Below are 10,423 nucleotides of genomic sequence, written 5' to 3' on the forward strand. Positions count from 1 at the left end.
GGCTCGGACGGCGCCAGGTCGGGGTCGTCCACCCGGAACGTGCGCACCCGGCCCGGCACGAGGGAGGTCGGCGTCTCGAACCGGACGGTCACCCGGCCCACCCCGCTGCCCTGCACCCAGCCGGGGCCGAACTCACGGTGGTACACATCGTGCCCGGCCTGCCAGCGCCGCTCGGCCGGGTCGACCGCCTCCGGCTGCTCGGGGGCCGCCGCCTGCGTCTCGGTCTCGGAATCGGCGGGCGCCCGCCCGCCCGTGTCCGGCTCGCCGGCCGCCCGCTCGCCCGCCGCCTGGGCGAAGAGGTCCTCCTGGGTGAAGTCGGCGAGGCCGCTGACCCCGACCCCCAGCAGGCGCACGCCGCCGGTGGTGTCCACGGAGTCGAGCAGCCGCCCGGCCGCCTCGCGCACCACCGCGGGATCGTCCGTGGGCCCGCGGAGCGTCTCCGACCGGGTCAGCGTGGAGAAGTCGTACCTCCGGACCTTCAGGACGATCGTGCGCCCGGAGTGCCCGGACGCCCGCAGCCGCTGCACACAGCGGTCGGCGAGCCGTCCCACCTCGGTCATCACCCGCACCCGGTCGTGCAGGTCCACGTCGAAGGTGTCCTCGACCGACACCGACTTGGTGTCCCGCTCGGCCACCACCGGCCGGTCGTCGAGGCCGAGCGCCATCCGGTGCAGCGACGCCCCGTGCGCCTTGCCCAGCAGCCGGACGAGCTCGTCCTCGCCCGCCTCGGCCAGATCCGCGACCGTGGTCATCCCCGCCCGGCGCAGATGCTCACCCGTCGCGGGCCCCACGCCCGGCAGCGTCCTGACCGGCATCGGGGCGAGCATGTCCCGCTCGGTGCCGGGCTCGATGAGCACCAGCCCGTCCGGCTTGGCCTCCTCCGAGGCGATCTTCGCGAGCATCTTGGACCCGGCCAGCCCCACCGACCCGGTCAGCCCCGTCACCGCCCGGATGTCCGCACGCAGCCGCTGACCGGCCTCACGGGCCGACTGAGCGTCCCACGCGACTCCCCCGGCCTCCAGGTCCACAAACGCCTCGTCGAGGCTCAGCGGCTCCACCAGGGGCGACAGCCGCCCCAGCAACTCCATCACCTGCTCGCTGATCGAGCGGTAGAACGTGAAGCGCGGAACGAGATAGGCGCCGTTGGGACACAGCCGTCTCGCCTGCGCCATCGGCATCGCCGAGCGCGCGCCGAAGCGCCGCGCCTCGTACGAGGCGGTGGCCACCACACCGCGCGGTCCGAGACCGCCCACGATCACGGGTTTTCCGCGCAGGCTCGGCTTCGACGCCTGCTCTGCGGCGGCGAAGAAGGCATCCATGTCCAGATGCAGGATGGTCGGCGCGGCTCTCACACCACCGATGCTGCCTCACACCACTGACAATCGGCCCTCCAGGGCGCTGCGGAAGTCCGGCCGCCCCTCAGACCGCCCGGTTGCGGCGCCGGGCGAGCTCATCGGCGGGGTTGTGCCCCACCAGCGTCTCGCCGGTGTCGATCCGCTCGCCGTGGAGCTGGGAGAGCGCGGTCTCCACATCGCGCCACACCACGCCGACGGCGATCCCGAAGATCCCCTGGCCGCCCTGGAGCAGGCTGACGACCTCATCGGGCGAGGAGCACTCGTACACGGTCGCCCCGTCGCTCATCAGCGTCATCCGCTCCAGATCGCAGAAGCCGCGCTCCCGCAGGTGCTGAACGGCGGTGCGGATGTTCTGGAGGGCCACCCCGGTGTCGAGGAAACGTTTGACGATCTTGAGGACCACGACGTCCTTGAAGCTGTACAGCCGCTGGGTGCCCGAGCCGTACGCCGGACGCACACTGGGCTCGACCAGGCCGGTGCGCGCCCAGTAGTCGAGCTGCCGGTAGGTGATCCCCGCCGCCGCGCACGCCGTCGGCCCCCGGTATCCGACGGTGTCGGTGCCGGTGTCGGCCGTGCTGTCGTGAAGGGGGTGGCCACCGCTCGTACCCGGCAGAGAGCTCGGGGGCGGGTACGGCCCGCTCCCCCCCGGACTTCCGGGGGCCTCCCCTGCCGTACTGTCGCCGCCGCTGCTTCTCACGCCGACCCTCCGTCCTAGAACTGCCCTCACGACGGTAGGCAGTCACTCGGGGTGCGTCAACGATCGCCACACTCGGCACGCCGAGTGATAATCACCCTGAGAGTGGTTTCGCGTACCCCTCTTCAGGGAAAGGCTACTCGAATGCCCCGGAGCCGCCGGGTTGACGGGGCTCCGGCACGCGGCTCACTGGCTGTTGGTGCCGAAGTCCTCGGGCGAGATCTGGTCGAGGAACTCGCGGAACTTCTCCACCTCGTCCTCCTGCTCGTCCGGGATGGCGATCCCCGCGTCGTCGAGCACGCCGTCACTGCCGTAGATCGGCGTTCCGGTGCGCAGGGCGAGCGCTATGGCGTCCGATGGTCGCGCGCTCACCTCGACCCCGCTGGCGAAGACCAGCTCCGCGTAGAACACACCTTCGCGCAGGTCCGTGATGCGGACCTCGGTGAGCTCCTGGCCCACGGCCTCCAGCACGTCCTTGAAAAGGTCGTGCGTCAGGGGCCGCGCCGGAGCCATCCCCTGCTGGGCGAAGGCGATCGCGGTCGCCTCCCCCGGACCGATCCAGATGGGGAGGTACCGATCGCCTCCCACTTCACGCAGGAGCACGATCGGTTGGTTGGAGGGCATTTCCACCCGGACACCCACGACGTCGAGCTCGTTCACACAGCAACCCTAGGACGTGCCCGGCAGGTTTGGGTAGTCGGGGACCCCCGAGGTCAGTGCAGCCGGACCCCGAGAGCGGCCTGGACCATGGCCGCGTGGAGCCGCACGGTGAGCGCCGCGAGCTCCCTGACGGTGGCCTCCGCATGCGCCCTGGTCTGCGGGTTGCGGTGCAGACGCAGCGGGGCGACCACCTGTTCGACCAGGCCGGCCTCGCGGTCCGCAGCCGCCTTCATGGCGCGAAGATGACGCGGTTCGAGACCGAATCGGCCCAGATCCGCCACAAGACGTGCCACATTCACCGACTCGGCGTCATAGCCGCCCTCCGGACCGGCCGAGATCAGCCCGTAGGACTCCCACTCGGTCAGCTCCGCCTCGGTGACCTCAGCGGCCACCAGGAGCTCCATACGCCCCACACGGGCCGCTGTGGGGCGCTCCAGGTCGCCCTCGCCCCCGCCGTCCGCCAGATCGCGCGCTCCGCCCGCGGCGGGCAGCACGGGCTGCTCACCCCGGCTCAGCGCGTCCAGGTGCTCACGGATGACCTTCAGCGGCAGATAGTGATCGCGCTGCATCCGCAGGACCTGGGCGAGCCGCTCCACGTCCTCGGGGCTGAACTTGCGGTACCCCGACGGCGTGCGCCGGGGCTCGACAAGGCCCTCGGACTCCAGGAAGCGGATCTTCGAAATGGTGACTTCGGGGAACTCCTCGCGCAGCTGGTTCAGCACCGTGCCGATACTCATCAGCCGGTCGCCCGCGGTGGCGGTGCCGTTCCCGGCACCGCCCGTCGGTGTGTGCAGCATGGGCCTTCCCTGATGGGTCTTCCCCCTTGCGGGTCCCCCCGGACGGAGTCTGGGAGAGGGTCAGACGCCGTGCTGGCTCGCGTAGAACACCAGCCGGTACTTCCCGATCTGCACCTCGTCGCCGTTGGACAGGTCGATCGAGTCGATCCGCTCCCGGTTCACATACGTACCGTTGAGGCTGCCGACGTCCGAGACGGTGAAACGCCCGTCCGGGTTGCGGCGGAACTCCACATGGCGGCGCGAGACGGTGACATCGTCCAGGAAGATGTCGCTCTGCGGATGCCGGCCCGCCGTGGTCAGCTCACCGTCCAGAAGGAAGCGGCTGCCCGAGTTGGGCCCGCGGCGCACCACCAGCAGGGCCGAGCCCAGCGGCAGCGCGTCCACCGCGGCCTGCGCCTCCGGCGACAGCGACGGCAGCGCCGTCTGGCCCGTCACCTCGGAGTCGTAGGCCTCCAGGCCGGAGATCGAGATCGTCGACGTGGTCTCAGCGGCACGCTCGGGGACCGCTCCCGGGCGCAGCGGCGCCCCGCAGTTGGAGCAGAAGCGGCTCGCCGCCGCGTTGCTGTGCCCGCACCTCGTACACACCGGCATGGACGGATCCTCCTGCCCCGGCTGGACCGCGTGGGAGCTGGTCGCATACGGATCGGACGCGAAACCGCCGCCCTGACCCGCACGCGACGGGTCCTGGAAACCTATGCGGCCGGGACCGGCAGGGTCAACAGAGGACGCGCCCGGACCGCCCGGAATGTCACCACCGGCGTGGCCCACCTCATCGCGGAACAGCGGGCGCTCGCCGCCCTGCTCCTCCGCCTGTCCACGGCCTCGGGCACGGTGCCGGGCGGAACCCGCGGCACCGTCCTCACGTGCGCTCTTGCCGAACAACTTCGCAAACAACTTCACGGGCGATTCCCCTTGACCGAAACAGACCCGCCCGTGGGGCAGGACGAACCCAGAATCAACACACCGGCCGACCCGGACATCCTCACAACGTCCGTATCCGCCAAACAGTTTCCACCACGCACCACGAGTTGGGTGCGCCGACCCCCCGCAAGCTCATGCCCTTGTGCGGTCGCTCGCATGCGGCCCCGCGTCACCGCGAGGACGACCGAGCGTAGTCAGGCCGCTTCGCCGGTCGCAAGGCATCCACGACGATCTTGTCGGAACGGACCACCGTGGCCGTGGCCTGCTCCTTCTCCAGAGTCTGCACCACACCACCCGGGATGTTGAGCGCGGGTTCGAGATCCTGCGGCTTCCCGATCACCTTGAAGACGTACGGGGCACTCGCCCGGTGGCCGTCGATCTCGATACCGCCGTCCGCGTCCGAGAAGTAGGTGTTGGCCACCACCCGGACGTCGTTGACCTGGATGGCCTCCGCACCCGCCGCCCGCAGCTCCTGGATGGTGTCGAGCAGCTTGTCCGCCTCGACCGCCTTCTTGGAGTCGGTGATGGTCAGCGTGATGCCGGGACCCTGCGCGGCGACCGTGCCGGCCAGGATGCCCAGCTGGCGCTCCTTCTCCAGGGTCTGCTTGCGCGCCTCGGCCGCCTGGTTGGAGCTGGTCTCCAGCTCGGTGCGCTGCCCCTCCAGCCGCGTCTTCTCGTCCTCCAGCCGCTTCGTACGGGAGTCGAGCTCGTCGAGGATGCGCACCAGGTCCTCCTGACGGGCCCCCCGCAGCGCGCTGTTGTCACTGGTCGACCGGACCTGGATGGCCAGCCCCAGACCCAGCACGAACAGCAGCAGGGCGACGATCAGTTGGGCCCGGGTCACCCGCGGCGGCCACAGCCCGGCGGCCAGCCGCTGGCGGCCCGTCACCTGCGGTCCCGACGGCTCCTCGGGTCCGGGAGCGGGCGCCTCGGGCACCGGGGGCGGACCGGGCGGCACCGGCGGGCCGGCGGACTTCGGCGGACCGGGGACCCCGGGCGTGTCGGGCCGGAGCGGCTCCGGCCTGGAAGGAGTGCTTCCGCCTCCGGGCCCCCGCGTGCTTCCCGGCCCCTGCCCGGGCGTGTCTTCGCTGCTCATCGGCCTCACGCCCGGAACACATGGCGGCGGATCGCCGCGGCGTTGGAGAAGATCCGGATGCCGAGCACGACGACCACACCGGTCGACAGCTGCGCGCCCACGCCCAGCTTGTCACCGAGGAACACGATCAGCGCCGCCACCACGACGTTCGACAGGAAGGACACCACGAAGACCTTGTCGACGAAAATGCCGTCGAGCATGGCCCGCAGACCACCGAAGACCGCGTCCAGCGCGGCGACGACGGCGATGGGCAGATACGGCTCGACCACCGCGGGCACCTCGGGCCGGACCAACAGTCCGACCACGACTCCCACGACGAGGCCAAGTACGGCGATCACGATGTGCCTTTCCTTGTGGCGGCGGCGCCCCTGCCGGCGCCGGTGGCCTGCGGCTGTGCGGTACGTACGATCAGGCTCGGCGCGGCCGGCAGGCGCACCTCGCTCTGGTCGGAGATGCTGGAACGGATGCCGTAGTTCTCCTGAAGGACATGGAGGTACTGGCCGTCGGCGCTGTCCTGGAAGGCGGTGCTGAGCTTCTTGCCGTCCCCCACCGCGAGCACCGTGTACGGCGGCACCAGCGGCCTGTTGTCGACCAGTATGGCGTCGCCCGCCGCCCTGATCGCCGAAAGAGCGGTCAGCCGCTGGCCGTTGATGGCGACGGCCTCCGCACCCGACTGCCACAGGCCGTTGACGACGCGCTGCATGTCCCGGTCACGGACCCGGCCGGTGTCGGAGAACCCGCTGTTCTCGCGCGGACCGCCGCCGCCACCCGTCTCGGTGTTCTTGGCGTCGTCCACGACCAGCTTCACCCCGGGGCCGTGCACCTCAGTCGCCCCCGACAGCAGAGCGACCAGTTCGCCCTGGTCACCGCCGTGTTTCTCCAGGGCCTTGCGCTGGCGGTCACCGACCTCGCCGCGCAGCGAGTCCACCCGCTTCTGCAGGTCGTCGGCCGCCTTGGTCTCGGCCTCCACGCGCCCGATCAGCTCCTGGCGCTCCTTGGCCACCACCGGCGCCGTTATCCGCGCCTGCGCGGCGCCGACCGTCACCACCACGGCGGCGAGCACCAGCCCGGCCGCCAGCCCGAGCTTCGCGCTCAGAGTACGGGGCATGCCCTCGTGGCCCTCGGCCTTGCGCCGGGCGGTCGCCTCCGCGTACCCGTCGTCCAGCGCGTGGTCCATCACATTGGTCAGCAGCGACATGGACGCGTCGGGGCGGGACGGCGGAGACGGAGTGCTCCGAACGGGGGGCTGCTGCGACATGCCGCACATCGTCGCACGTCGGCGCCCCTGCCGCCGAATGGCCCCACCGGTGTGCCGGGCGGCGTCCCACGACGCCGCCCGGCACCCGGTACGGACCTCAGTGACCCGCGCTGTCCACGATCGCGGCCCACTCGTCGAGCAGCGCCTGCGCGGAGGCGTCGTCGGGGCCCTCGGCCCACAGATGGGTGACCGCCTCGGCCGGGTCGGGCAACACCATCACCCACCGCCCGTCGGCCTCCACGACCCGCACACCGTCGGTCGTGTCCACCGAGCGGTCCCCGGCGGCCTCCACGACCCGCCGCATGACCATGCCCTTGACCGCCCACGGCGTGGCCAGGTCCCGCCGCAGCACATGAGCACGCGGTATCCGCGCGTCGATCTGGCTGAGCGTCAACTGCGTCCGCGCCACCAGACCGATCAGCCGTACGAAGGCGGCGGCGCCGTCGAAGACGCTGCTGAACTCGGGAATGATGAACCCGCCGCGCCCGTCGCCACCGAAGATGGTCGACTCCTCGCGGCCCACCCGCGTCAGGTCGTCGGCCGACGTGGTCGTCCAGTCCACCTGCGTACCGTGGTACGCGGCGACCTGCTCGGCGATCCGGGTCGTGGTCACCGGCAGCGCCACCCGCCCGCTGCGCCGCTCGGCCGCCACCAGGTCGAGCATCACCAGGAGCGCCCGGTCGTCCTCGACGATACGGCCGCGCTCGTCGACGAGCGAGAGCTTCTCGCCCACGGGGTCGAAGCGCACGCCGAACGCGGCACGGGACGAGGCCACGATCTCCCCGAGCCGCACCAGACCGGCCCGCCGGGCGTCGGCGGTCTCGGTCGGACGCGACTCGTCGAGCCCCGGGTTGATGACGAGCGAGTCGACCTGGAGCCGCCCGAGCAGACTGGGCAGGACAAGCCCCGCACTGCCGTTGGAGGCGTCGACCACGACCTTCAGCCCGGCCTCCTCGACCCCGGTCGTGTCGACCTTGCGCAGCAGCGATCCGGTGTACGAGTCGAAGACGCTGCTCGGGAACTGCAGGTCACCGATCTCACCGGGGAACGCACGCCGGTATTCCTGACGGGCGTAGACCCGGTCCAGCTTGCGCTGCCCGGCCGCCGAGAGGTCCGCCCCGCGCTCGTCGAAGAACATGATGTCCACGGAGTCCGGCACGCCTTGCGAGGTCCGGATCATGATCCCGCCGGCACTGCCCCGCGCCGTCTGCTGTCTCGCCACCGGCAGCGGTACGTTCTCCAGATCGCGTACGTCGATGGCGCTGGCCTGGAGCGCCGAGATCACCGCACGCTTCAGGGCGCGCGCGCCACGCGAGTGGTCACGGGCCGTGGTGACGGTCGCACCCTTCTTCAGGGTCGTCGCGTACGCACCGGCCAGCCGTACCGCCAGCTCCGGGGTGATCTCCACATTGAGGACGCCCGAGACACCGCGCGCCCCGAAGAGATGGGCCTGGCCGCGCGACTCCCAGATCACCGAGGTGTTGACGAACGCGCCCGCCTCGATGGTCTTGAACGGATAGACGCGGACGTTGCCCTGAATGATCGATTCCTCACCGACCAGGCACTCGTCCCCGATGACGGCCCCGTCCTCGATGCGGGCCGCCCGCATGATGTCGGTGTTCCGGCCGATCACGCAGCCGCGCAGATTGCTGTGCTGCCCGATGTAGACGTTGTCGTGGACGACGGCCTTGTGGAGGAAGGCGCCCGCCTTGACGACGACGTTGGAGCCGATGACCGTGTGCTCACGGATCTCCGCGCCGGCTTCGACCTTCGCGTAGTCGCCGATGTAGAGCGGACCGCGAAGCTCCGCGTCCGGGTGGACCTCGGCGCCCTCCGCGACCCAGACGCCGGGCGAGATCTCGAAGCCGTCGATGTCGACGTCGACCTTGCCTTCGAGGACGTCGGCCTGCGCCTTCACATAGCTCTCGTGGGTGCCGACGTCCTCCCAGTAGCCCTCGGCGACATAGCCGTAGATGGGCTTGCCCTCCTTCATCAGCTGAGGGAAGACGTCACCGGACCAGTCGACGGACGTGTCGGCCTCGACGTAGTCGAAGACCTCCGGCTCCATCACATAGATTCCGGTGTTCACCGTGTCCGAGAAGACCTGGCCCCAGGTCGGCTTCTCCAGGAAGCGCTCGACCTTTCCCTCTTCGTCGACGATGGTGATGCCGAATTCCAGCGGGTTGGGCACCCGGGTCAGGCACACCGTGACCAGTGCGCCCTTCTCCTTGTGGAAGTTGATGAGATCGGTCAGATCGAAATCGGTGAGGGCGTCACCCGAGATGACGAGGAAGGCATCGTCCTTCAGAGCCTCCTCGGCGTTCTTGACGCTGCCCGCGGTGCCGAGCGGCTTCTCCTCATTGGCATAGGTGAGCTCCATTCCGAGCTCTTCGCCGTCGCCGAAGTAGTTCTTGACCAGCGAGGCCAGGAACTGCACGGTTACGACGGTTTCATGCAGCCCATGCCGCTTGAGCAGCCGAAGCACATGCTCCATGATCGGCCGGTTTGCCACCGGCAGGAGCGGCTTGGGCATGCTCGAGGTCATGGGGCGAAGGCGTGTTCCTTCGCCACCGGCCATCACGACGGCCTTCATGTCGGAAGCGTCCTCCTTGACGAGACAACGGTCTAGCCGACTGCACCCGTCCGGGTGGGATCCCTGACTTCAAGCGCGGATCCCTCAGCTCCGAAGGACCGCCGACGAGCTCAATCGGCCTCTGGGTCCGCCTTGACCAGCCGGCGGACCTGAACCACATACAGGATCCCTGCCCACCAATACAGAGTTGTACCCCATCCGGCGAACGCCCATCCGAAAATCGCCGCCAGGTCGGCCAGCCATCCGCTTCCATCGCTGAGCAGCAGCAACGGGAAGGCGTACATGAGGTTGAAGGTGGCGGCCTTACCCAGGAAGTTCACCTGCGGCGGCGGATAGCCGTGCCTGCGGAGGATTCCCACCATCACCAGAAGCATCAGCTCCCGGGCCAGAAGGGCAGCGGTCAACCAAACGGGAAGAATCTCGCGCCACGTGAGACCGACGAGCGTGGAAAGGATGTACAGCCGGTCGGCTGCCGGATCGAGGAGCCGGCCGAGACTGCTGATCTGGTTCCAGCGCCGGGCGAGCTTCCCGTCCAGGTAGTCGCTGACACCGCTGAGCGCCAGTACGAGCAATGCCCAGCCATCGCTCTTGGGACCGCCGAACTCGGGGCGGAGGATCAGCCACAGGAACACGGGGACGCCGACGAGGCGCGCCATGCTGAGGATGTTGGGGATGGTGAGCACCCGGTCCGTCTGAACGCGAGTCTCCTGGACCTCCACCCGGGGGCCTCCTGTGAACGTGCCAACGATGCCCCCTGACCTTACCGGCAGCGCAAGGGTATGAGTGCACAGGGGTACGAGCGCGATCTGATCGGGTCCTGAACGCAAAAATGCCTCAACCCCCGGCCCAAAAGGGCACGGGGGTTGAGGCTAAAGATTGTTCGGCGGCGTCCTACTCTCCCACAGGGTCCCCCCTGCAGTACCATCGGCGCTGAAAGGCTTAGCTTCCGGGTTCGGAATGTAACCGGGCGTTTCCCTAACGCTATGACCACCGAAACACTATGAAAATTTGAACGCTGGCATTGACACAGCTGTTCGTTATTTCAGAAC

General features: G+C 69.6%; 9 protein-coding genes, 1 rRNA gene and 1 pseudogene. All 11 read right to left on the minus strand.

The annotated features are described in order from the left end of the window. Positions 1 to 1,352 (minus strand): DNA polymerase IV (locus ACJA3G_RS19870; protein WP_406554363.1); only part of this gene is annotated, 1,352 nt, incomplete at its 3' end. A 67-nt stretch (positions 1,353 to 1,419) separates the two neighbouring features. Further along, a pseudogene (locus tag ACJA3G_RS19875) lies at positions 1,420 to 1,908 on the minus strand (MerR family transcriptional regulator); the annotation flags it as partial. Positions 1,909 to 2,235: 327 nt separating this feature from the next. After that, complete coding sequence (locus ACJA3G_RS19880) at positions 2,236 to 2,709, minus strand: bifunctional nuclease family protein (RefSeq protein ID WP_006123076.1); 474 nt, start codon at positions 2,707 to 2,709, stop codon at positions 2,236 to 2,238. A gap of 53 nt (positions 2,710 to 2,762) precedes the next feature. Beyond that, positions 2,763 to 3,506 (minus strand): MerR family transcriptional regulator, encoded by a 744-nt coding sequence (locus ACJA3G_RS19885; RefSeq protein ID WP_406554364.1) that lies wholly within the window; start codon positions 3,504 to 3,506, stop codon positions 2,763 to 2,765. A 60-nt stretch (positions 3,507 to 3,566) separates the two neighbouring features. After that, positions 3,567 to 4,514, minus strand: coding sequence for an FHA domain-containing protein (locus tag ACJA3G_RS19890; protein WP_406554369.1), 948 nt, complete (start codon positions 4,512 to 4,514; stop codon positions 3,567 to 3,569). A gap of 82 nt (positions 4,515 to 4,596) precedes the next feature. Further along, entirely contained in the window at positions 4,597 to 5,523 is a 927-nt protein-coding gene (locus ACJA3G_RS19895; RefSeq protein WP_406554365.1) for a DUF881 domain-containing protein, read from the minus strand. Positions 5,524 to 5,528: 5 nt separating this feature from the next. Further along, the gene (locus ACJA3G_RS19900; protein ID WP_003970459.1) at positions 5,529 to 5,861 is read right to left on the minus strand and encodes a small basic family protein; all 333 of its coding nucleotides are present in this window, start codon (positions 5,859 to 5,861) and stop codon (positions 5,529 to 5,531) included. Beyond that, positions 5,858 to 6,790, minus strand: a complete 933-nt coding sequence (locus ACJA3G_RS19905) for a DUF881 domain-containing protein (RefSeq protein ID WP_406554366.1) — start codon at positions 6,788 to 6,790, stop codon at positions 5,858 to 5,860. The genes ACJA3G_RS19900 and ACJA3G_RS19905 overlap by 4 nt, the downstream gene beginning before the upstream one ends. Before the next feature lie 88 nt (positions 6,791 to 6,878). Continuing rightward, on the minus strand, positions 6,879 to 9,374 hold the full coding sequence (locus ACJA3G_RS19910) for a sugar phosphate nucleotidyltransferase (protein WP_406554367.1): 2,496 nt from the start codon (positions 9,372 to 9,374) through the stop codon (positions 6,879 to 6,881). A gap of 110 nt (positions 9,375 to 9,484) precedes the next feature. Further along, positions 9,485 to 10,093, minus strand: coding sequence for a CDP-alcohol phosphatidyltransferase family protein (locus tag ACJA3G_RS19915; protein WP_406554368.1), 609 nt, complete (start codon positions 10,091 to 10,093; stop codon positions 9,485 to 9,487). Between the two features lie 159 nt (positions 10,094 to 10,252). Further along, a 5S ribosomal RNA gene (rrf, locus tag ACJA3G_RS19920) occupies positions 10,253 to 10,369 on the minus strand. Positions 10,370 to 10,423: the final 54 nt, after the last annotated feature.

It is taken from the genome of Streptomyces sp. YS-3 (assembly GCF_045257485.1).
Classification (GTDB): domain Bacteria; phylum Actinomycetota; class Actinomycetes; order Streptomycetales; family Streptomycetaceae; genus Streptomyces.

What these genes read in the sequence shown, in the direction of transcription:
- ACJA3G_RS19885 (WP_406554364.1), bottom strand. Translation starts at nt 3,506, where the DNA reads ATGCTGCACACACCGACGGGCGGTGCCGGGAACGGCACCGCCACCGCG.
- ACJA3G_RS19895 (WP_406554365.1), bottom strand. Translation starts at nt 5,523, where the DNA reads ATGAGCAGCGAAGACACGCCCGGGCAGGGGCCGGGAAGCACGCGGGGG.
- ACJA3G_RS19905 (WP_406554366.1), bottom strand. Translation starts at nt 6,790, where the DNA reads ATGTGCGGCATGTCGCAGCAGCCCCCCGTTCGGAGCACTCCGTCTCCG.
- ACJA3G_RS19910 (WP_406554367.1), bottom strand. Translation starts at nt 9,374, where the DNA reads ATGAAGGCCGTCGTGATGGCCGGTGGCGAAGGAACACGCCTTCGCCCC.